We start from the raw sequence: 22661 nt of genomic DNA, 5'->3' as shown, positions 1-22661 counted from the left end.
GCTCCATAAACTCGTCATGCCCGGCCTTGTGCCGGGCATCCACGTCTTGGCTCCGTGCAAAAGACGTGGATGGCCGGGACAAGCCCGGCCATGACGATGCGGAAACTTCAGTGCCAAAGGCCCGCTGGCGAAATGTGCGATCGCCCTGCCTCAGACGCCGTCGAGGATAATGACCGTCGGCGCCGCCGGCAGCGTGTCCCGCGAAATGCGCAACGTACGCTCGCCGCCGCGCCGGTCGATCTCGAATTGCTGGCCGATCAGGCGCATGAACTCGCCGAGCGGGGTCGCAAACCGGTGCATCGGCAGCACCACCGCGGCGCGCAGCCGCCTGGTGATCTCGGAGACGCCGTCGAGCGACATCGTATAGGTGCCGTCGATCGGCACCATCACGATGTCGAGCCGGCCGATCGCCGCGAAATGGCTGTCGTCGAGCTTGTGGTGGAGGTGACCGAGATGGCCGATGCAGAGGCCGGCGACCTCGAAGATGAAGATCGAGTTGCCGTCCTTGATCATCTCGCCGCCGGGGCCTTCGCCCCAATAGCGGCGGATGTCGGTGGTGACGTTGCGGATATAGACGTCGCCGATCCGCATTGCGTAGTGCGCCGGCTGCCCGTTCTCGCCCCAGCCATGCAGCACGTGGGGGATCTTCGGGTCGGGGAACAGCGTGTAATGCGTGTCGTGCGCCCGGTTCATGGTGACGACGTCGGGCAGCCGTCCGGTGCGGTAGGCGCCGTTATAGTCGGTCGCAATGCGGATGCCGCCGGGGGTATCGATATAGTAGGTCGAATGCCCGGCATAGGTGATCGCGACCTCGTCGGCCTTTGCCGCCACGCGGCGGAAGGCGACCGGCGCGGCGCGCGGCGGTGCATTGGCCACCGCCAGGCACTCGCTGCGTCGGGCGTCCTGCGCCCAAGCCTGGGCAGTGAACGACCCCAACAGGATGAGCGCGGCGAGCAATCTCGGCATGACCTGTTCCGTCCGTAGCGATGACCGCGATCTCCAGAGTATCGCCGAATCGGCGCTCCGTCATGATGACGCCGGCGCATCGCTCCGTAGCGCGTAAGGCAACACAAGAATCCGGCGACGGGCGTTATCATGGGCGCGCAAGTTGCAGAACTCCGGGAGCTCGCCATGACCGAAACCGCCTCCGCGCCGCGCGCGCCGTTAACCAAGCGGCTGGAGCCGCTGCGCCATGTCGACGCCGGCGTGCTCAACATTGCCTATTACGAGGCCGGGCCTGCCGACGGTCCGGCCGTGCTGCTGATGCACGGCTTTCCCTACGACATCCACGCCTATGTGGACGTCGCGCCGATGCTGGCGGCGCAAGGCTGTCGCGTCATCGTGCCCTATCTGCGCGGCTATGGGCCGACGACATTCCGCGACGGCGCCACGCCGCGCTCGGGCGAGCAGGCGGCCATTGGCGCCGACATGATGGCGCTGATCGATGCGCTTGGTATCGGGCGGGCGGTGTTTGCGGGCTACGATTGGGGCGGTCGCGCCGCCTGCGTCGGCGCCGCGCTGTGGCCGGAACGCTGCATCGGGCTCGTGTGCGTCAACGGATACCTGATCCAGGACATTGCGCGCGCGATGCTGCCAGCAAAGCCGGATCGCGAGGTGCCGCTCTGGTACCAGTATTACTTCCAACTCGAGCGCGGGCGCGCGGGCCTTGCCGCCGACCGCCGCGGCATCGCGAAGATCCTGTGGTCGCAATGGTCGCCGAACTGGCGGTTCGACGACGCCTGTTTCGAACGCACCGCCATGGCGCACGACAATCCTGATTATGTCGACGTCGTGATCCACAGCTATCGCCATCGCTTCGGCCTTGCCGACGGCGATCCGCACTATGCCGAGGTGCAGCGCTGCCTGGCCGCGCTGCCGGTGATCACGGTCCCCACGGTCACGCTCGATGGGGACGAGGACGGCGTCGTGCCGGCGACCGACGGCAGCGCCAGCGCGTCGAAATTCACCGCCCGCCGGGCGCATCGGGTGATCCCGCACGCCGGCCACAATCTGCCGCAGGAAGCCCCCGAGGCCTTCGCCGCGGCGGTGATCGAGGTGATGAAAGGGTAGATCGGCCGGTCACGCCCGCTTCGGGCTGATCTTCCAGGCGGCGGCCAGCACCATCATGGTCATCGCGCCGCTGACGATGGCGGCAAGGGGGATCGTCAGCGCAAGCGCTGCCGTCGCGGCCCAGCCGATCGAGGAGAAGGCTTCCGCGAAGGTCGCAACGCGCGAAGAGGTCTGGCGCCGGCGGAACTGGCTGCGCCTGGCCTGGGCGCGGAACCAGAGCTGGATGGCGGCGGCGGAGGCGGTCGCGACGATCACCGCTGTTGCGGTGACGGCGGCCTGCCGTGGCGAGGCGAACGCCAGCGCAACGACCAGGGGCGCGAAGATCGCGCCGATCGCAAGCAGCACCACCTCGATCTTGGCGCGGATTACCCGCGATGGCGGCAGCGGCGCGGTTGCCACCAGGTCGGCGGCGTCCTCGCCCGAGATGGTCAGCCAGGCGAGCCCGCCGGCGAGCTGGCCCGCCGCCATCACGATAACAGGCGTGATCAGCACGATCGCGGTCGACGAGTCGGAGTAGCTGCGCCACAGCATCAGCGCCGGCGGCACCAGATAGAGCATCTGCATCAGGCTTTGTGACAGCAGCCAGGGATCGCGCCGCAGCAGCAAAAACTCCTTCCGGCGCAACGTCTGTTGCCGTGAGCCGGCGCGGAACGATCGTCCGCGCCCGCGCGTGGCGGCGGAGGGATTGGCCGCGACGCTGGCGACGGAGTCGGCGAATTTCGGCGCGAACGCCGCCATGACGCCGCCGAGCAGGACGAGCGCGCCGGCTGTGAGCAGCATCAGCACTTCGACATCGCCGAGGGCGGCGCGGGCCGGCCACCAGATGACGCTGTCGGGACCGGGCGCAAACCGCGCGGCGGTGTCCGAGGTCAGCACCGCGAAGCGCGACAAGGTGCCGTAGGAGAGGATGGCGACCACCTGCAGCGCGATCACAAAGCCCGCGCCGATGATGGCGGAGACGATCTGCGCCACCAGCCGTGTCCGGCTCGGCCCGATCAGGCGGAACAGCAGCACGGTGACCGCGATCGCGGCCGCCGCGGCTGACAGGCCGATCGCGACCACGACCCCGAAGCCAGCAAGCCAGCGCGCACCCCCGAGGATCACCAGCACGTCGACGAAGGGCATCGACAGCAAGAGCGCCATGCTGGTCACCGACAGTGCGATCGCTGCGATCCGGACCGAGAAGATGTTGGTCAGCTTCGCCGGCGACGAGATGATCAGGTCGAGGTCGGCGCGCGCATAGAACACGCGCGTCACCGATTCGATCGCCTGCGACAGCATTAGCGCCCACGACAGGAATATCGTGGCCGTCAGCACGATCATGGACGGCGGGTCGAGCGGAAAGCTGAGGTCCGCGAAGCGGCCGACCACGGCATAGGCCGGCAGATGCAGGAGGACGGCAAACACCAACAGCCCGATCACGGCACGGCTACGGCGGCGCCGACCGCCGGTCATCAGCGCCAGCCATTCGCGCCATGCCAGGCGGAATTCGTGACGCGCGAACCACGACAGGTGGGCGGTCGCGCTCACGCGGCGGCCGCTTGGCTGTCAACCAGCGCGATGAACATGTCCTCGAGGCTGGTGGCGTTGCGTCCGTTCTGTTGACGCAACTCGGCCAGCGTGCCTTCGGCCACGAGCCTGCCGGCCGCGATCACGCCGATGCGATCGGCCATGCGCTCGGCGACCTCGAGGATATGGGTGGTCATGATCACGGTGCAGCCGGTGCGCACGCGCTCCTGCAGCAAGCCTTTCACATGGCGCGCCGACAGCGCGTCGAGACCGGTCAGGGGCTCGTCGAGGATGATCAGGCGGGGGTCATGCACCAGCGCGCCGGCCAGCGCCACCTTCTGGCGCATGCCCTTGGAGAAGCCCTCGCAGCGTTCGTGCAGATGCGCCTCCAGCCCGAGCGACACCAGGAGGTTGCGTGCCGACGCCTCCGATGTCCTGGGGGCGACGCCCCAGAGGCCGGCAACGAATTCGAGGTACTCCAGCGGCGTCAGCTTGTCGTAGATCATGGGCTCGTCGGATACCCAGGCCATCACCTGCTTGGCCGCAACCGGATCCTTCAACGCGTCGATGCCGAGGATCGATACCGCGCCGGCGTCGGGCCGCAGCAGCCCCGCCACCATGCGCAGCGTGGTGGTCTTGCCGGCGCCGTTCGGCCCGAGCAGCGCGTAGAACTCGCCGACACGGACGGTGAGATCGAGCGCATCGACCGCCGGACGGTCAAAACGCTTCGTTAACTTTCGCACTTCGAGCGCGGATAACTCGATTGTCATAATAGGGTGACGATCCCGAACTTCGCTTTTCGGTTGCGCACCTTGGACAGAAACCGTTTCGGCGCGGTGAATCGCGACCGGCAAATCGAAGTGAAGTCCGTAAAACTCCGTGCTGCGGCATTTCTCCGCAATTGTGATGACGCCCGGCGGCGAGCGCTTTGTTGACAGGGATGAGGGCTTTTGGCTCAATTGGGACGGACATAGGCGGCTTTCAGCGCTTCCGGCACAAGGGCGCGAAGGCGGGATGCACCAAGGCGGTCGCGAAGAATCGCCATGCATCGGGGAGGGAACGATGCTGGACTTCGTTCAGCAGCTCGTCAGCGGCATAGCGCTCGGCTGCGTTTACGGCCTGATCGCGCTCGGCTTCGTGCTGGTTTACAAGGCAACCGAGGTCGTCAATTTCGCGCAAGGCGATTTGATGATGCTGGGCGGCTTCTTTGCCTTCACCTTCATCGGCATGCTCGGGCTGAACTACTGGGTCGGCTTCGCCGGCGCGGTCATCTGCATGGCGATGTTCGGCATGCTGGCGGAGCGGGTCGTGGTGCGTCCGATCCTGGGTTATCCGCAATTCTCGATCATCATGGCGACGATCGGCCTCGGCTATTTCCTGCGCTCGGTCTCCGGCATCATCTGGGGCACCGACGACTTCAAGATCGAGACGCCGTTCAGCCAGGGGGTGTTGCGGATCGGCTCGCTCGTGCTGGCCTACGACAAGCTCTCGGTGATCGCGGCGACCGTCATCCTTTGTGCGCTGCTCTATCTGTTCTTCAACCGCACCACGCTCGGCACCGCGATGCGTGCCAGTTCGGAGAATATGCTCGCTGCCTATTACATGGGCATTCCGGTCAAGCGCGTGGTGTCGATCGTCTGGGCGATCTCGGCGGCGGTTGCGACTTGCGCCGGCGTGCTGCTGGCGCCGATCACCTTCATCCATTCCAATGTCGGCCTGGTGCTCGGGCTGAAGGCATTCCCGGCCGCCGTCCTCGGCGGGTTCGGCTCGATCCCCGGTGCGGTCGTCGGCGGCGTCCTGATCGGCGTGATCGAGAGCATGGCCGGCTTCTATTTGCCGCAGGGCTGGAAGGACGTCGCGCCCTACATCGTGCTGCTCGCGGTGTTGCTGCTCAAGCCCGAAGGCCTGTTCGGCCTTCATGTCCGCAAGAAGGTCTGAGGAGCGACATATGCGGTTTCTCTTCAAGACCGACTACGAAGACGACATCAAGCTGTTCCCGCACTCGGGCTATGTCTATTCCTACGGCCTCTTGCTGGCGGCGCTCCTGATCGCGCCCTACGTGCTCTCGAGCTATCTGATGAGCCAGCTCGTCTTCGTCTGCATCTATGCGACCGTCGGCGTCGGCCTGTTGATCCTCACCGGCTTCACCGGCCAGGCCTCGCTCGGCCACGCCGCCTTCCTTGCAATCGGCGCCTATACCGCGGCGTATCTGCAGCAGTTCAACGTGCCGTTTCCGGTCTACTTCCTTGCGGCGGGATTGTTGACCGGCGTGGTCGGCGCGCTGGTCGGATTTCCGGCGCTGCGGTTGCAGGGCATCTATCTCGTGATCGCCACGATCTCGTTTGCCTTCATCGTCGAGGAGATCCTGGCGCGATGGGAAAGCGTGACCCATGGCAATGAAGGCATGCGGGTCAAGACCATGCAGTTGCTCGGCGCCAGTGTGTCGCGCGATAGCCCGACCTTTTATTATCTCTGCCTTGCGGTGCTGGTGCTGACCATCGTCGGCACGCTCAACTTGCTGCGTTCGCCGACCGGCCGCGCCTTCGTCGCGATCCGCGACAGCGAGACCGCGGCGCGCAGCATGGGCATCAATGTCTCGCTCTACAAGGTGAAATCGTTCGCGATCTCAGCCGCGATCACCGGCCTTGCCGGCGTGCTGTTCGCGCACAAGCTCTCCTTCATCTCGCCGGAGATGTTCACGCTGCAGCTCTCGATCGAGTTCATCATCGTGATCCTGATCGGCGGCACGTTCAGCCTGCACGGCGCGGTGCTGGGGGCGATCTTCCTCGTCATGATCGATCCGTTCCTGACCTACCTGAAGGACGACGTGCCCGGCATCATCGGCGGCGTCGCAGCGACGCTTGGCGCCGGCAAGGAGCGTGCCGGCCATATCCAGGATGTGGCCGCGGCTATCGCCTCGGCCAACGGGCTGAAAGGCGCGATCTACGGTATCATCATCGTGGTGTTCGTGCTGTTCGAGCCGCTCGGGCTCTATGGGCGCTGGCTGAAGATCAAGCTCTTCTTCCAGCTCTTCCCGCTCTACAAGCGCGCGACCTTCAAGCGGCAGAAGATCTACGTCAAATCGGAGCGGAACCGATGAGCTATTTCCGTGCCGAGAATCTGTCGTTGCACTTCGGCGGCCTGAAGGCGGTCGATTCCGTGAGCTTCGCGGTCGAGAAGGGCGAGATCCTATCGATCATCGGACCGAACGGCGCGGGCAAAAGCTCGATCTTCAATCTGATCTCGCGCATCTATCCGCCGACCTCGGGCAAGATCTTCTTCGAGGACCAGGACATCACCGAGGAGCCGGCCTACGACATCGCCAAGCTCGGCATCGCGCGCACCTTCCAGAACATCGAGCTGTTCGAGAATGCGACCGTGCTCAGCAATCTCCTGGTCGGCCGCCACGTGCATTCCACCACGAGGCTCTGGCAGGAATTGCTGTTCCTGCCGAACGTGCGCGCCACCGAGAAGATGCATCGCCGCCGGGTCGAGCAGGTCATTGAATTCCTCGATCTCGAACCCTATCGCGACAAGCTGATCTCGGGCCTGCCCTACGGCGTGCGCAAGGTGATCGAATTGGCGCGCGCGCTGTGCTCCGAGCCGAAGCTGATCTTGCTGGACGAGCCGTCGTCGGGATTGAATGTCGAGGAGACCGACGACATGTCGTTCTGGATCCGCGACATGAAGAGCGAGCTCGGCATCACCGTGCTGATGGTCGAGCATGACATGACGCTGGTGAACCGCGTGTCCGACCGAGTGATCGCGCTGAACTACGGCCGTGTGCTGGCGATGGGCTCGCCGTCGGAGGTGCAGCACCATCCCGACGTCGTCGCCGCCTATCTCGGCGCATGAGGATGATGCCATGAGCGCACCCGACATCATCCTGAAGCTCAGCAACATCGAAAGCTATTACGGGCCGATCATGGCGATCCGCGGCATCAGCCTCGAGGTGCCGCGCGGCCAGATCGTGACGTTGCTCGGTGCCAACGGCGCCGGCAAGACCACGGTGCTGAAGACCATCTCGGGCATCCTCGATCCGCAGAAGGGCTCGATCGAGTTTTTGGGCAAGCCGATCCAGCGCATGGAGGCCGACAAGATCGTGCGGTTGGGCTTAAGCCACGTGCCTGAAGGCCGCGAAGTGTTTCCGTTCCTGTCGGTGCGCGAGAACCTGATGATGGGGGCCTATCCGCGCCGTGACCGCGACGGTGTGGCTGATGACCTGGAGCGGGTCTACGGCTACTTTCCGCGGTTGAAGGAGCGGCTCGACCAGCCGGCCGGGCAGCTCTCGGGCGGCGAGCAGCAGATGCTCGCGATCGGGCGCGCGCTGATGAACCGTCCGACATTGCTGCTGCTCGACGAGCCGTCGCTTGGGCTGTCGCCGATCCTGGTGAAGGAGATCTTCACCATTATCCGCCGCGTCAACGAGGAGCAGGGCATGTCGATCCTGCTGGTCGAGCAGAATGCCAAGATCGCGCTGGAGACGGCGCATTACGGCTATGTGCTGGAGATCGGCCGGGTCGTCATGAACGACACCTGCGAGCGGCTGATGAATTCTCCCGACATCCAGGAGTTCTATCTCGGCGCCAAGGAGGCCGGCGCGCGGGGTGAGCGGCGCTGGAAAAAGAAGAAGACGTGGCGTTGAGGAAGGTTTGGCGTTGAGGAAGATTTGGCGCTGAAGAAGAATTGGCGTCGAGAAGAACTTCGAGCTAAATTAGGGCCCTGTTTCGCGGACAAGACCGGCGGCAAATCCGGCGCGCAAGGCAGGCGACAGAGGAGGAAACGGGCATGGCCAGACCGGCGGTGCTGACGGTCGCCGACACGATCGCAAGGAGCTTTCTGCTCGCCGTGGAAAAGCGCGGCGATCGGCCCGCGATCCGCGAAAAAAAGTTCGGCATCTGGCAGCCGACCAGCTGGCGGCAGTGGCTGCAGATCTCCAAGGACATCGCCTATGCCCTGCATGCGACGGGTTTTCGCCCCGGCGACGTTGCCTCGATCATCGCCAATGCCGTGCCCGAATGGGTCTACGCCGACATGGGCATTCTCTGCGCCGGTGGCGTGTCGTCCGGCATCTATCCGACCGACTCAGCAGCCCAGGTCGAATATCTCGTCAATGATTCCCGCACCCGGATCGTGTTCGCCGAGGACGAGGAGCAGCTCGACAAGCTCCTGACCTGCCGATCGCGCTGTCCGACGCTCGAGAAGATCGTCGTGTTCGACATGGAGGGCTTGAGCGGCTTCTCTGATCCGATGGTGCTGTCGCTTGCCGAATTCATGGCGCTCGGCCGCAACCATGAGCAGGGCAACGAGGTGCTGTGGGACGAGATGACCGGCAGCCGCACGACGTCCGATCTCGCGATCCTCGTCTATACGTCGGGCACGACCGGTCCGCCCAAGGGCGCGATGCATTCCAACCGCAGCGTGACGCACCAGATGCGTCACGCCAATGATCTCTATCCGTCGACCGACAGCGAGGAGCGGCTGGTGTTCCTGCCGCTCTGCCATGTCGCCGAACGCGTCGGCGGCTACTACATCTCGCTCGCGCTGGGCTCGGTGATGAATTTCGCCGAGAGCCCGGAGACGGTGCCGGACAATCTGCGCGAGGTGCAGCCGACCGCCTTCCTCGCGGTGCCGCGGATCTGGGAGAAGTTCTATTCGGGCGTCACCATCGCGCTGAAGGACGCCACCCCGTTCCAGAACTGGATGTACGCCCGCGCGCTCGCGGTCGGCCATCGCATGACCGAGTGCCGGCTCGAAGGTGAGACGCCGCCGCTGTCGCTCAGGCTTGCGAACCGCGCCGCGTACTGGCTGGTGTTCCGCAACATCCGCCGCATGCTCGGGCTCGACCGCTGCCGTATCGCCTTCACGGGTGCGGCGCCGATCGCGCCGGACCTGATCCGCTGGTATCTCGCGCTCGGCATCGACATGCGCGAGGTCTACGGCCAGACCGAGAATTGCGGCGTCGCGACCATGATGCCGGCCGAACGCATCAAGCTCGGCTCGGTCGGCAAGGCAGCGCCATGGGGCGAGGTGATGATCTGCCCGAAGGGCGAAATCCTGATCAGGGGCGACTTCCTGTTCATGGGCTACCTCAACCAGCCGGAGAAAACCGCCGAGACCATCGACGCCAAGGGCTGGCTGCACACCGGCGATGTCGGCACGATCGACAATGAAGGCTATGTGAAGATAACCGACCGGATGAAGGACATCATCATCACCTCGGGCGGCAAGAACATCACGCCGTCAGAGATCGAAAACCAGCTCAAATTCTCGCCTTACGTCTCGGATGCGGTCGTGATCGGCGACAAGCGGCCGTATCTCACCTGCCTGATCATGATCGATCAGGAGAATGTCGAGAAATACGCGCAGGATCACGACATCCCCTTCACCAACTATGCGAGCCTGTGCCGCGCACGCGAGATCCAGGACCTGATCCAGCGCGAGGTCGAGGCGGTCAACGTTAACTTCGCGCGCGTCGAGACCATCAAGAAATTCTATCTGATCGAGCGCCAGCTCACGCCAGAGGACGAGGAGCTGACGCCGACCATGAAGCTCAAGCGCAGCTTCGTGAACAAGCGTTACGCGGCCGAAATCGACGCCATGTATGGCGCGCGGGCGGTTGCCTAGGAATTTTTGGCAATGCGAAGGCGCCGAGACTGGCCCCGCCCTTCGCTTGAAATACGGGCCAATGGAGAGGAGATCAGAATGTCTGTAACGTTCAAGGCGCTGGGCCTTGCGGTAGGCGCGCTGGCGCTCGCCAACCTGCCGGCCGCCGCCCAGACCAAGGTTACCAATGAAGGCATCTCGGCGACCGAGATCGTCATCGGCACCCATCAGGACCTGTCCGGCCCGATCAAGGGCTGGGGCGTCCCGGTGTCCAACGGCATGAAGATGGCGGTCGAGGAGATCAACGCGAGCGGCGGCATCAACGGTCGCAAGATCCGGATGATCCTCGAGGACAGCGGCTACGATCCGAAGCGCGCGGTGCTGGCGACGCAGAAGATGGTCGAACGCGACAAGATCTTTGCCATGGTCGGTCCGATGGGTTCGCCGACCGTGCTCGCCGCGCAGGACGTGCTGTTCGATGCCGGCGTGCTGCAGCTGTTCCCGCTGAGCGCGGCCGAATTCACCTTCAAGTTCGACCCGAACAAGCCGCAGGAGCGGCTGAAATTCAGCAACGTCCTGCCCTATGTCGAGAGCACGCGCGCCGCGCTCAAATACATGATGGAGCTGAAAAACTTCAAGAAGCCCTGCATCATGTATCAGGACGACGAGTATGGCAAAAACGTGCTCGACGGTTTCAACCAGCAGCTCGAAGCGATGAAGGTGCAGCCGGCTTCGATCACGAGCTACAAGCGCGGCGTTGCGGATTTCAGCGCGCAGGTCGCCAAGATGAAGGCGGACGGCTGCGATCTCGTCCTGCTCGGCACCGTGATCCGCGAGACCATCGGCGCGATGGGCGAAGCCAGGAAGCTCGGCTGGGACGTCACGTTCCTCGGCGCCACGCCGACCAACGTGCTCGAGGTGCCGGCGCTCGGCAAGGAGGCGGTGGAAGGGCTTTACGCCGCCAGTGGCTTCGAGATTCCCTATGAGGACACCGCCAAGGGCAAGGTGAAGGATTGGCTCGTCAACTACAAGAAGATGTTCGGCACCGATGCCAACACCCAGGCGATCATCGGCTACAATGCCGTGACGACCTTTGCCTTCTACGCGCAGAAGGCGGGCAAGGATCTGTCGGGTCAGAAGATGCTCGAAGCGCTGGAGTCCGGCGACAGATTCATCGACATCTTCAATTCGCCGCCGACGACGTTCTCCAAGATCAATCACCTCGCCAGCACCATCACCCAAGTACAGCAGGTGAAGAATGGCCGCTGGGTTCTGGTGAAGGACAATTTGATGTTCTAGTAAGCCCCGGAACGCAGTTACATCGTCATTGCGAGGAGCGAAGCGACGAAGCAATCCATCCTTTCTTTCCGCGGAAGGATGGATTGCTTCGCTTTGCTCGCAATGACGGTGGCGGAAGTTCGCTCGCGCTACGGCCCGCTCAGGGCGACGCCGAGCTCGATCGGCTGCAGCGCTTTGGTGGTGCATTGCCAGTTGCCGCCGTCCGCCTTATGGAAGGCGAACGACTTTTCGATGCGGAGCCGATGTGAGATCGGCAGGCTTTCGCGGCTGCGCGGCGTCGGCCTGGCTTGTCCCGACCCGACGTCCCAGCATGTCCCGGTGCAGGTCGAGGCGATCGGGCTGCACACCGCAAACGGCGACAGCACCTTCATCTCCACCTCTGCCGTCACCAGCGCGTCGCGTTCCGACACCTCGGTGTCGATCTGGATGATGCGGCTGACGCGCAGGAAATTGCCGCAGGCGTTGGCGGCGTGAATCTGCGCGACGCAGAGATCGACGGCGTCGGCGTCGGGCAAGGGGGAACTCTGCGCCCGGCCGAACACCTTCTTCGGATCGCCTTTGGCGGCCGCGATCTCGGTTGTCTTGCGCGCCAGCTCGCCGGCGAGGCATCCCTCGAACGGTGCCAGTTCGGCGAGCGGCACATTGTCCTTGTCGGCGAGCTTGCACTTGCGGTCGCGCGTCCTGGTCCAGCGCGCATAGTCGCTGAAGGCGCCCTGCGCCTCGTCATCCCCAAGCTTGGCGATCAGGGCGAGCACCTGGGTGTTGAGATCCTTGTCGGCGATCGCAAGCGCAGGATCGCCGCAGATCAGCAGGCCGGCGGTGGTGCCGGTGGCAAGGCAATCGAAGTTCGGGTCGGCCAGGATGGCAACGCGCTCGTTCGTCTCCTTCAGCAGGCAGGCCTTCACTGCATCGATGTTCTGCCCGGCGACGCGCGACGCGCTCTCTCGCAAAGATGCCGCAGCTCAGGTCACGGCTCTTTGTCCACCCCACGTTCTCCTCGATCGCGTGCGCGCGGTCCGCGATGCGCGCGAGCCGCGCTTCGACCGCGCCGCTGAGCCGCCGGCCCGCGGCCTGCAGCACAGGATCGCCGCAGAGCAGCTGACCGGCCGGATCTTTTACCTCGATGCAGCGGTTCTGTTCGAACAGGGGCTGCATGCCGCGCAGCGAGCGATCTTCGTCCTGGTAGTCGGCGCGCGCGGAAAGCGTCAGTCCGCACAGGGCTGCGGCAACCGTCAATACAAACGAGCGCATGCAATGCTCACCGTCATGAACACAACAGCGAAGCCGTGGCCATGACAGCCACGGCTTGCTGCGCCGGAAATGAAATTGCTCAGCAGAGCTTTGTCAATTGGCTTGGGTCGCCGACCGCAACGCCGCCTCGGCGACAAGCGGCGCGTCGGTGTACTTGCTGACGCCATGCGCGTCGATCACGAAGGTCGGCCGGAAATTCCTGACACTGGAATCCTCGATCATCGCCATGCGGCGGTTGTCGAGCAGCAACCAGCGGCCATCCAGCCTGGCGGCGGCGACGGCGTGATCCTCGCCACTGAGCTGGTCGTGCATGACGACGATCCGCAGGTCCTCGGCGGCGACGCCGGCCTTGTGCAACGCCACGAATTTCGCGATCGCATAGTCTTCACAATCGCCGGCGCCCTTGGCGAGGGTGGCGAGCGGCGACGTCCAGACGTCGACCTGGCCGTACAGCGCGAGGTCGCTGCCCGGCCGGATCGCCAGGTTGACGGCGCGGTTGACCTCGCCGAGCCGGGCGCGGCCCTCGTTCGCCCGCGCGCTCTCGATGATGGCGAGGAAGCGTAATGCCTCCGGCGACACGCAGCCCTCGCGATCGCCTTCGCAGATCGCAAGCTGCACCAATTCGTCGTCGAGACGGCGCTGCACGCCGAGCCATTTGCCGCGCAATCCGCCGTCGAGCAGCAGGGCGGTCGGCAGCCCAAACGGCTCGGTCGACTTGCGGATCAACTCCGCCGGACCGGGCGAGAGCAGCGAGGCGGCGTTCAGCGGCGCCATCGGCACGAGCCAAGCCAGGCCGCAGGCGAGCATAACGGCGCGCAGTGCGCGCGAGTGAAGCGAGATCCCCATCTGACACCCCCTGTCCGGGCATCGACTGGCGTAGCGCCTGCGCGTGACCGGATCGTATCACGCGTCAGCTTGGGGACGGAGGCTTTGAATCTGCTTAAAGCGCGCCGAATCGGGCGAGAAAGCGCAAAAGACGCTGAAAAAGCGCTCGTCGCGGTCCCGAAAACTTTACCGACTTTGTGAACAGGTTCCCGCGAACCTTTTGCCGGGTCGCAAAGCCCCATCCTTGCTTCCCGGTTAATCAGCCCGGAGGGCTCAGGAATATGTGATTTGTAAGCTAAGTCACAGCTTTAGCCAGGAAGTTGGGCTCATATCCCGCCACGGAACTGAGGGGAAATAGAGGTGAGTAAAATTGCGCCTATCAATACATCGAATACGTGCGCGAATACCCACGCCGGTCGAAAATTCCCTCCCATAATACCTACAAATAGGGTATAACTACTCAAGAGTAGAAGACGACCGAAATGCCACACGCAAAAACAACGGGCCGTAAGAGGGCTTTGGACAAGCAAAGGATGGTTTCGTCTTGTTCCGTCCGATGATATGCAAGCATAGTCGTTTGCATATTCTATAAATATTAACCTTAAGTGGGCACACCCGCGTGAACTTTGTCGAGAAATTCGACGGCTTTTTGCCGAGCATGGACGCTCATGCCCGTGGGCAGGTCCATGTCGACAATGTCTCCGCGCATGCTCCGCCCGGTGCGATCGTCGTTGACGACGCGCATCTGCTGTTTACCGGCGACTTCAAGCGCTCGGGCCTCGACCTTGTGCTGTCGAAGGACGACCGCGAACTGGTCCTGCATGACTACTTCAAGGGCGAAAAGCGCGCCGCGCTGGCCTCGCCCGACGGCGCGCATCTGACCGGTGATATCGTCAGCGCGCTCACCGGCTACACCCAATACGCCCAGGCCGGCGGCGCGCCCGACGCGGCCAAGATCATCGGTCACGTCACCAAGCTCGCCGGCAACGCCACCGCGATCCGCAACGGCGTCGCGATCGTCCTCAACCAGGGCGACAACGTCTACAAGGGCGACGTGGTCCAGTCCGGATCCGATTCGACGCTCGGCATCACCTTCATCGACGGCACCGTGTTCGGCCTCGGCTCGAACGCGAAGATGGTGCTGAACGAGATGATCTACGACCCGAACGGGTCGAACAACTCCTCGCTCATGAGCCTGGTCCAGGGCACCATCTCGTTCGTCGCCGGCCAGACCGCCAAGCACGGCGACATGAAGGTCGACACGCCGGTCGCGACCATGGGTATTCGCGGCACCGCGGTGCTGGTCGAGATCGATTTCGAGGTGCCGGGCCAGGGCGGCGCGCCGCCCGCCAAGTTCCAGGTGCTGGTTGAGCCCGACGGCACCACCGGCTCCTACATCCTGTTCGACAAGACCACGCTCAACCCGATCGCAACCGTCAATCAGGCCGGCACGCAGACGATCGTCAACGGCCAGGGCACGGTCAGCTTCCTGTCGTCGGCGCAACTGTCGACCGACGCGCAGAAGATCATCAACGACGTCTTCGCGCTCAAATTCACCGATAACACCAATCCCAATACCAAGCTCACGACGAATTTCACTGATACAGTCGTCCCGATTACGTTCGGCTTCAAGCTGCCAAACGGCGACATCGTCACGCCAACGCTCTTCGTGCTCAACCTGGTGGACAAACTGGCGGCGGCGACCGGTGGCTTCAAGGGTAATGATCACATCCCGGGCCCGCCGACGGTTACCACCGAGAACGGGGCGTTCGTTGAACGGGCGGGCGTCACCCATGATGCCTCGGCAGACACGATCTCCGGCAAGATCAAATGGCTCGACGTCAATCTCGGCGACATCCCGACCGGAAGCGCGAGCTTTACGTCGTTTACGTACAAGGATGCCCACAACAGCGACAAGACGTCGTCGCTGACGCCGGAGCAGCTGGCCGCGATCAAAGCGGTCGAGGTCCCGCTGGTCGTTGAACAGGATCCCGGCAACCGGAACGTCGGCTCCGCGACCTGGACCTACAGTCTCCCTGACGGCGCCTTCGACTTCCTCGCGGCGGGCGAAACGTTGACGCTGACCTACACGGCGCGTGTCGACAACAATTTCGAGCTGAGCAACGAGACCGGCTTCCAGACTTTCACGATCACGATCACCGGGACCAACGATTTGCCGGTGATCACCTCGTCGCCGCAGACCGCCGCGATCACCGAAATTCCAGGTGCAAAGAACTCCGAGGTTCCGGATACTGCGATCGGCGCGATCACATTCACCGATCCGGACCTGACCGATACGCACAGCGTGGCCATCATCGGCGTGACCGAGTCTGGTGTGACCACAGGCCTTGCCGACAAGGCGAAGGTGCTGAGCTGGTTGTCCCTGGGCAAGCTGACTGATTCGACCGACGGCGTGACGGGATCGCGGTCCTGGACATTCTCGGCCGCGGACAAGAATTTCGATTATCTCGCGGCGGGCGAGACGCTGACGTTGACCTATACTGTCCAGGTCGATGATCATCATGGTGGGGTGGTCACTCAGCCGGTCATGATCACCATCACCGGCACCAACGATACGCCGGTGATCACGTCGTCGGCGCAGACGGCCGCGATCACCGAGTTGCCTGACGCGACCGGTTCGTCGACGCCCGATAAGGCCTCGGGCGTGGTCACCTTCACCGACGTTGACCTCAGCGACACCCACAGCGTGACCGTCACCGGCGTGACCGAGGCCGGTGTGACCACGGGCCTTGCCGACCAACAGACCGTGTTGAACTGGTTGTCGCTGGGCACGCTGACGGATTCGACCCATGGCGTCACTGGATCACGCGCCTGGACATTCTCGGCCGCGGACAAGAGTTTCGATTATCTTGCCGCGGGCGAGACGCTGACGCTGACCTATGCGGTTCAGGTCAACGATCACCATGGGGGGGTGGTCACACAGCCCGTCACGATCACGATCACCGGCACCAACGATGTGCCTGTCATCACGTCGGCCCCGCAGGCGGTTGCGATCACCGAAGCGCCCGACACGACCGGTTCGGTAAAGCCGGATGCGGCCTCGGGCGCCGTCACGTTCACCGACGTCGATCTCAGCGATACGCACAGCGTTACCATTACCGGGGTCACCGAGACCGGCGTCACCACTGGGCTTGCCGATGATGCGACGGTGTTGAGCTGGCTGACGCTGGGAACGCTGGCTGATTCGACCAATGGCGCGACGGGGTCACAGTCGTGGGCCTTCTCGGCGCCGGACAAGAATTTTGATTACCTCGCGGCCGGCCAGACGCTGACGCTGATTTATTCGATCCAGGTCGATGATCATCATGGCGGCCTGATCAGCGAGCCGGTCACGATCACGATCACCGGCAGCAACGATACGCCGGCTATCACATCTTCGGCGCAGACGGGTGCTATCACGGAGGTGCCCGACACGACCGGTTCGGTGAAGCCGGACACCGCCACGGGAGCGGTGACATTTACCGATGTCGATCTCGCCGACACCCACAGTGTCACCGTCGCCGGAGTGACGGAGAGTGGCGTCACCAGCGGGCTCTCCGACGAGGCGACGGTGTTGAGCTGGCTGACGCTCGGGATGCTGACCGATTCGACCAATGGTGCGACGGGATCGCAGCCATGGACCTTCTCGGCGCTGGATAAGAATTTTGACTACCTCGCCGCCGATCAGACGCTGATGCTGACCTACACGATCCAGGTCGACGACCATCATGGCGGCGTTGTCACGCAACCCGTCACGATCACGATCACCGGCACCAATGACGCGCCGACGCTCGCCAGCGTCAACGCCGGCACGTTGACCGATACGGCCGCATACGACAGCTTCAGCAATCTCTCCGGGCAACTGGTCGGCTCCGACAAGGATGTCGGTGAAACCGCCACGCTCAAATATGCCGCGCTCAATGCGTCCCACCATGCGGTGACCACGCCAGTCACGGGCCACTACGGCTCGCTGACCGTGCATGACGATGGCAGCTACACGTATGTCCCCAATGCGGTCGCGATCAACGCGCTGTCCGACGGCACGTATCACGATACGTTCGACGTGCAGACCACCGACGCGCACGGCGCCGTCGGCACGGCGACGCTGACGGTCGACGTGATCGGCGCCAATGATGCACCGGTGATCCACACCGACAATCTGACCGTGTCGGGCAATCCCGATGGAACGACGAAGATCGCCGGGCTGTCCGTCACGGATGCGGATGCGGGCGTCAACGAAGGCTTTGTGCTAAGCGCCACCAGTGTCGGACCAGGCAGCAGCGTCCTCCCGGCCTCCGTTTCCGCCGGGCTGTCGAACATCAACACCTCGCTGACGTCTGGCCTCACTTATGACAAGGGCACATCGCCGCCCGCGACCGACATGGTGACCGTCAAGGTTTCCGATTCCCATCAAGCAAGCGACACGGTCAATCTGATTTTCAACCTCGCGCAGAACCCCACGCAGCCGGTGACGCTGACGGGCACCAGCGACAAGGACGTGTTCTTCGCAACGGGCTTTCAGGACAAGTTCGTGTTCGCGCCGAATTTCAACCATGATGCGATCATCGGCTTCCAGTCCGGCCAGGACCAGATCGACCTGTCGGCGGTGGTGTCGACGAGCGACCTCGCTACCTGGTTCAGCACGCATGTCGCGCCGTCGCCGACCAATTCCGCGGATACGTTGATCACGATCGATAGCGCAGACACCATTGCGGTTCGCAACGCGACCCTGACCAAGAACGACTTCATCGTCCACATCACGTGACCGGCGCGCAGCTCGCGATCGCTGCGGACACGACATGACGCCCCGATCCTGCATTGCAGCGAATCGCGCCCGATTGGAACAACCCCCCGGGCGTGATATCCAGACGGCATGAAACGGCTGAGGGTGATCCGGAGATGGTTCGCGCGGCGCTTCGGCTATGCGCGGCTGGCTTGCGTGGCGCTGCTGATCGGCATCGCGGCGCTACGCGTCCTCGATCCGGGCCCCGTCCAGGAGCTGAGGGTCAGGACCTTCGACACCTTCCAGCGGATCGATCCCCGCAAGAAGACCTCGCGTCCCGTCACCATCGTCGATATCGATGAAAAGAGCCTGGCTGATCCCAGGCTTGGTCAGTGGCCGTGGCCGAGGACCCGCATTGCCGACATTGTCACCAACCTGACCAGGCTCGGCGCCGTCGTGATCGCGTTCGACGTCGTGTTCTCCGAGCCTGATCGGCTCAATCCCGATATCGCCGCCGATACGTTCGGCGACCTTGATGAGGAGATGCGGCAGCGGCTGCGTTCGCTGCCCAGCAACGACAAGATCCTCGCCGACGCGATCCGCAGTTCACGCGTGGTGCTCGGCGAGTCCGGCGACTTCAACATTCACGCCAATCTCAACGAAAAGCTCCCGGTGACCGGCCTGGCAATGCTTGGCGAGGACCCGCAGCGGTTCATGTTCAAGTTCCCGGGATTGTTGCGCAACGTGCCGGTGCTGGAGGAGGCGGCCGCCGGGCGTGGTCTGTTCACGATCAAGCCGGAGCGCGACGGTATCGTCAGGCGCGTGCCGATGATCATGGTTGCGCAAGGCGTGACCATGCCGTCGTTGACCTTCGAGGTGCTGCGCGTCGCCAGCGGCTCCGGAACGATCCTGATCAAGGCCAACCCGGCCGGCATCCAGAGCGTTGGTGTCACGGGGTTCAGCATCCCGACCGACCGCTACGGTCAGCTCTGGATCCACTACGCGCACTACGATCCCTCGATCTATGTCTCGGCGATCGACGTGCTGGAAGGGCGCGTCGCGCCGGACCGGATCGCGGGCAAGCTGGTGCTGATCGGCACCTCGTCGATCGGAATGAACGACATCAAGACGACGCCGATCACGCCGGCGATGCCGGGCGTCGAAATCCATGCCCAGGTGCTGGAAAGCGCGCTGACCGGCGCGGTGATCTCGCAGCCGGGCTATGGCATCGGCATCGAATTCTTCGCGGCGATGATCATGGGGCTCTTGGTCCTCGCATTCGCGCCGAAATTCGGCCCGGTGACGCTGGTGATCGTCGGCGGCATGTTCGCGTCGATCCTGGTCGGCACCTCCTGGTATTTCTACGCGCAGCACCGTCTGTTGATCGACTTCACCTATCCGCTGATGTCGACCACGGCCATCTACCTGACGCTGATCTTCGCGAGCTTCGTGCGCGAGCAGCAGCAGCGGCGGCAGATCCGCTCGCAGTTCGCGCAGTACATGTCGCCGGTGCTGGTCGAGCAGCTGGCGCAGCAGCCGGAGCGGCTGGTGCTCGGCGGCGAGGAGCGCGAGATGACCATCATGTTCTCCGACATGCGCGGCTTCACATCGATCTCGGAGACCTACAAGGACAATCCGCAGGGCCTGACGTCGCTGATGAACCGCTTCCTGACGCCGTTGACGCACGCGATCCTCAACCGCAAGGGATATATCGACAAGTACATGGGCGACGCCATCATGGCGTTCTGGAACGCGCCGCTCGACGACAAGGAGCACCAGCTGAACGCCTGCGAGGCCGCGGTCGACATGCTGGAGCGCGTCGACGCGCTGAACCGGGAGCGCGAGCAGGAAGCGCTCGATGGCGGCCACACCTATATCCCGCTCAATATCGGCGTTGGCCTTAACACCGGTGCCTGCGTCGTCGGCAATATGGGGTCCGACATCAAGTTCGACTATTCGGTGTTCGGCGACAGCGTCAATCTGGCCTCACGCCTCGAAGGACAATCCAAGGAATACGGCTTCCCGATCATCGTGGGGTCGACAACGGCGCTGGCGGTGAAGGAGAAGTTCGCGATCCTCGAGCTCGACTTCATCATGGTGAAGGGCAAGAGGGAGCCCGAGGTGATCTACGCGATCGCCGGCCGTGAAGATGTCGCCAATTCCGGCCGCTTCCAGCGGCTGCGCAACCTCACCATTGAAATGCTTGCCTGCTATCGCGGCCGCGATTGGGAGGGCGCGCTGGCGGCGATCGAGCGCGGCCGCAAGACCGACGAGGCGCGCTCGCTGCAATATCTCTACACCCTCTATGAAGCGCGCATCCGCGACTTCCAGCAGCAGCCGCCGCCCGACGACTGGAACGGCGCATTCGCGCTGATGACGAAGTGATGTGATACACGTTCGATGTCGTCCCGGCTTTCGCGGGGACGGCGGCGGAGAGATTTACTCCAGCCCGATCTGCGTCAGATCCTGGAACCAGTGCTGCGCCTGCACGAATGTCTTCACTTTCGGCGACAAGGCATGCGGATTGGTGTCGTGCACCACCCAGACCAGCGTGGCATCGTTGACGATCAGCGCGTGCGCCTGCGCGAGCAGGTCATCCTGCTTCGCGGTGTCGAAAGTCTGCTTGGCCTCGTCGATCAGCGCGTCGACCTTGGGGTTCTTGTAGCCGCCCCAGTTGACGCCGACCGGCGCCACCTGGCCGGAATGGAAGAAGCGCACGATGGCGTAGAGCGGGTCCGACGTCACATAGGCGATGTTGTTGGCGGTGATGCCGGCGTTGATCTCGTCGGCCGCGCCCTTGCGCCAGTGCGTGTACAATGTCTCGAGCTCGACCACCTTGAAGTCGATGTCGATGCCGATCTCCTTGAAGCTTTGCTGGAGGAATTCATTCATCGGCAGCGACAGCATCTGCCCGGTGCCGCCCTGGGCGATGATGAAGGTCGCCTTCAGCGGCTTGTCCTTCGAGTAGCCCGCTTCCTCCACCAGCTTCTTCGCCGCCGCGACGTCGTATTTCAGCTCGAATGTTGGCTTGCCGAACCAAGGGCTCGACGGATCGACCTGGCCCTTCGCGGGCTTTGCCAATCCGTTCATCAGGCCGACGACCGCGTCGCGGTCGATCGCGAGGTTGAGCGCCTTGCGCAGCCGGATATCGGTCCAGGGCGAGCCCGGCAGCACGCTCAAATGATAATTCCAGACATGCGGCGTGATATTGTCGACGATCCTCATGCCGGCGGCCTTGAGCTGCGGCACGGCGTCGGGCGCCGGCGTCTCGATCAGGTCGACCTGGCCCGCCAGCAGCGCATTGGTCCGCGTCAACGCTTCCGGCATCGGGATCAAGACCATCTTGTCGACCTTTGGCAGCCGCTTCTTGTCCCAATAGTCGGGATTCCTGGTCAGCTCGGCGAGCTCGCGCGGCACTAGCTTGGTCAGCTTAAAGGGACCGGTGCCGGAGGGCTGGCTGGCGAATTTGTCCCAGTCCTTGCCGAGCTTTTCATATTGCGCCGGGCTCGAGACCAGAAACCACAGCATCTGGTAGGGGAAGAAGGAGTCGACCGTCTTGGTCGTGATCTCGATTGTGGAGCCGTCGATCTTCGCGTAGCTCGCGACCGAGGGCAGGCGGGTCTTCACCTGCGCGCTTTGCCGCTTGTCGAATTGCGGTGCCTTGTCGTTCAGCACCTTGTCGAGATTCCAGATCACTGCGTCGGCATTGAAGTCGCTGCCGTCATGGAATTTGACGCCCTGGCGCAGCGTGAAGCGCCATTTGGTCTTGTCCTGGTCGTCGACCTTCCATTCGGTCGCCAGGCCCGGCACCAGTCTGCCGGGCCGGTCGGCGACGTCCATCTCCCAGGCGACCAGCGGATCGTAGATCGTGTAGGCCGTGAACTGATAGGCGCCGGCACCGCGATCCGGCTGGCCTGTGGTGAGCGGGATGTCGGCCATCGAGATGCCGTAGCGCACGACGGATTCGGCACGCGCCGACATGGCCGGCCAGCCCCAAGTCATGGCGAGCGCCATTGCCGCCATCAGAACCGAATTGCGCGCACGCATGACGTGAACTCCGTTGGGATGAATATGCGAAATACCTAATGCCAACCTGCAAGCCTGGTGCCAGTGATCGTGCTGTCGCCGACAGCGAGGCGAAAGGGGTACGTCAGCGCTGCGGTCGGATCGATCCGTTGGGCACCGTTGGTGCATTAACCCCGGAACGGCGCATTCAATCCTCAGGCCTCGCGACATGGCTGCGGTGCAGCATGCTGAAAAATGCGGCAACGATAGCGCCAAACATATGCTTGTATGACAACATACGGCATGACAGGCTTTCCCCTGGATACAGACGTCGAGTGATTGTCTCTGGCGGCGCTTTGCGGGCGAAGCGACA

General features: G+C 63.5%; 16 protein-coding genes. 10 read left to right on the top strand and 6 right to left on the bottom strand.

Annotated features, from left to right (window positions below; all coding sequences use genetic code 11):
• Positions 1–150 precede the first annotated feature (150 nt).
• Positions 151–966 (bottom strand): MBL fold metallo-hydrolase, encoded by an 816-nt coding sequence (locus tag ACFFWD_RS08505; protein ID WP_376963563.1) that lies wholly within the window; start codon positions 964–966, stop codon positions 151–153.
• A gap of 165 nt (positions 967–1131) precedes the next feature.
• Here ACFFWD_RS08505 and ACFFWD_RS08500 point away from each other — a divergent pair, with 165 nt between their 5' ends.
• Entirely contained in the window at positions 1132–2070 is a 939-nt protein-coding gene (locus tag ACFFWD_RS08500) for an alpha/beta fold hydrolase (protein ID WP_376963560.1), read from the top strand.
• Positions 2071–2079: 9 nt separating this feature from the next.
• On the opposite strand, the gene ACFFWD_RS08495 is transcribed toward ACFFWD_RS08500, so the two are convergent.
• Together ACFFWD_RS08495 and ACFFWD_RS08490 are read right to left on the bottom strand one after the other, a co-directional pair.
• Positions 2080–3600 carry a permease gene (locus ACFFWD_RS08495; protein WP_376963557.1) on the bottom strand — a complete coding sequence of 507 codons (1521 nt, stop codon included), beginning with the start codon at positions 3598–3600 and terminating at the stop codon, positions 2080–2082.
• Complete coding sequence (locus ACFFWD_RS08490; protein WP_376963554.1) at positions 3597–4349, bottom strand: ABC transporter ATP-binding protein; 753 nt, start codon at positions 4347–4349, stop codon at positions 3597–3599. Before ACFFWD_RS08490 ends, ACFFWD_RS08495 begins: the two co-directional genes overlap by 4 nt.
• A 292-nt stretch (positions 4350–4641) precedes the next feature.
• On the opposite strand from ACFFWD_RS08490, the gene ACFFWD_RS08485 reads away from it, so the two are divergent.
• The 6 genes from ACFFWD_RS08485 (at position 4642) to ACFFWD_RS08460 (ending at position 11484) form a co-directional block, all read left to right on the top strand.
• Positions 4642–5517: a branched-chain amino acid ABC transporter permease gene (locus ACFFWD_RS08485; RefSeq protein WP_376963551.1), complete on the top strand. Its 876-nt coding sequence runs from the start codon at positions 4642–4644 to the stop codon at positions 5515–5517.
• A 10-nt stretch (positions 5518–5527) separates the two neighbouring features.
• Positions 5528–6679 carry a branched-chain amino acid ABC transporter permease gene (locus ACFFWD_RS08480; protein WP_376963548.1) on the top strand — a complete coding sequence of 384 codons (1152 nt, stop codon included), beginning with the start codon at positions 5528–5530 and terminating at the stop codon, positions 6677–6679.
• Positions 6676–7434, top strand: coding sequence for an ABC transporter ATP-binding protein (locus ACFFWD_RS08475; RefSeq protein ID WP_376963545.1), 759 nt, complete (start codon positions 6676–6678; stop codon positions 7432–7434). The genes ACFFWD_RS08480 and ACFFWD_RS08475 overlap by 4 nt, the downstream gene beginning before the upstream one ends.
• Positions 7435–7444: 10 nt before the next feature.
• Positions 7445–8224 carry an ABC transporter ATP-binding protein gene (locus tag ACFFWD_RS08470; RefSeq protein ID WP_376963543.1) on the top strand — a complete coding sequence of 260 codons (780 nt, stop codon included), beginning with the start codon at positions 7445–7447 and terminating at the stop codon, positions 8222–8224.
• Between the two features lie 143 nt (positions 8225–8367).
• Positions 8368–10206 (top strand): AMP-dependent synthetase/ligase, encoded by a 1839-nt coding sequence (locus tag ACFFWD_RS08465; RefSeq protein WP_376963540.1) that lies wholly within the window; start codon positions 8368–8370, stop codon positions 10204–10206.
• 78 nt (positions 10207–10284) lie between these two features.
• Complete coding sequence (locus tag ACFFWD_RS08460; RefSeq protein WP_376963537.1) at positions 10285–11484, top strand: ABC transporter substrate-binding protein; 1200 nt, start codon at positions 10285–10287, stop codon at positions 11482–11484.
• 128 nt (positions 11485–11612) lie between these two features.
• Here the strand turns inward: ACFFWD_RS08460 and ACFFWD_RS08455 are convergent, their stop codons facing one another.
• A complete protein-coding gene (locus ACFFWD_RS08455) occupies positions 11613–12389 on the bottom strand; it encodes a lysozyme inhibitor LprI family protein (protein WP_376963534.1) in 777 nt (258 codons plus the stop codon).
• On the opposite strand from ACFFWD_RS08455, the gene ACFFWD_RS08450 reads away from it, so the two are divergent.
• Complete coding sequence (locus tag ACFFWD_RS08450; protein ID WP_376963531.1) at positions 12346–12780, top strand: hypothetical protein; 435 nt, start codon at positions 12346–12348, stop codon at positions 12778–12780. The genes ACFFWD_RS08455 and ACFFWD_RS08450 overlap by 44 nt on opposite strands.
• Before the next feature lie 48 nt (positions 12781–12828).
• Here ACFFWD_RS08450 and ACFFWD_RS08445 read toward each other — a convergent pair whose 3' ends face one another.
• Positions 12829–13581: a transglutaminase-like cysteine peptidase gene (locus ACFFWD_RS08445; RefSeq protein WP_376963528.1), complete on the bottom strand. Its 753-nt coding sequence runs from the start codon at positions 13579–13581 to the stop codon at positions 12829–12831.
• A gap of 598 nt (positions 13582–14179) precedes the next feature.
• Between ACFFWD_RS08445 and ACFFWD_RS08440 the strand changes: the two genes are divergently transcribed.
• Positions 14180–18325 carry a VCBS domain-containing protein gene (locus tag ACFFWD_RS08440; protein WP_376963525.1) on the top strand — a complete coding sequence of 1382 codons (4146 nt, stop codon included), beginning with the start codon at positions 14180–14182 and terminating at the stop codon, positions 18323–18325.
• A 108-nt stretch (positions 18326–18433) separates the two neighbouring features.
• Complete coding sequence (locus ACFFWD_RS08435) at positions 18434–20668, top strand: CHASE2 domain-containing protein (protein ID WP_376963522.1); 2235 nt, start codon at positions 18434–18436, stop codon at positions 20666–20668.
• Positions 20669–20722: 54 nt separating this feature from the next.
• Here ACFFWD_RS08435 and ACFFWD_RS08430 read toward each other — a convergent pair whose 3' ends face one another.
• Positions 20723–22330 carry an ABC transporter substrate-binding protein gene (locus ACFFWD_RS08430; RefSeq protein ID WP_376963519.1) on the bottom strand — a complete coding sequence of 536 codons (1608 nt, stop codon included), beginning with the start codon at positions 22328–22330 and terminating at the stop codon, positions 20723–20725.
• Positions 22331–22661: the final 331 nt, after the last annotated feature.

The sequence above is a fragment of the Bradyrhizobium erythrophlei genome, assembly GCF_042430365.1.
In the GTDB taxonomy this organism is placed as follows: Bacteria; Pseudomonadota; Alphaproteobacteria; order Rhizobiales; family Xanthobacteraceae; genus Bradyrhizobium; species Bradyrhizobium erythrophlei.
The sequence above is the reverse complement of the archived record's forward strand: the minus strand, read 5'-3'. Positions and strand labels throughout refer to the sequence as shown.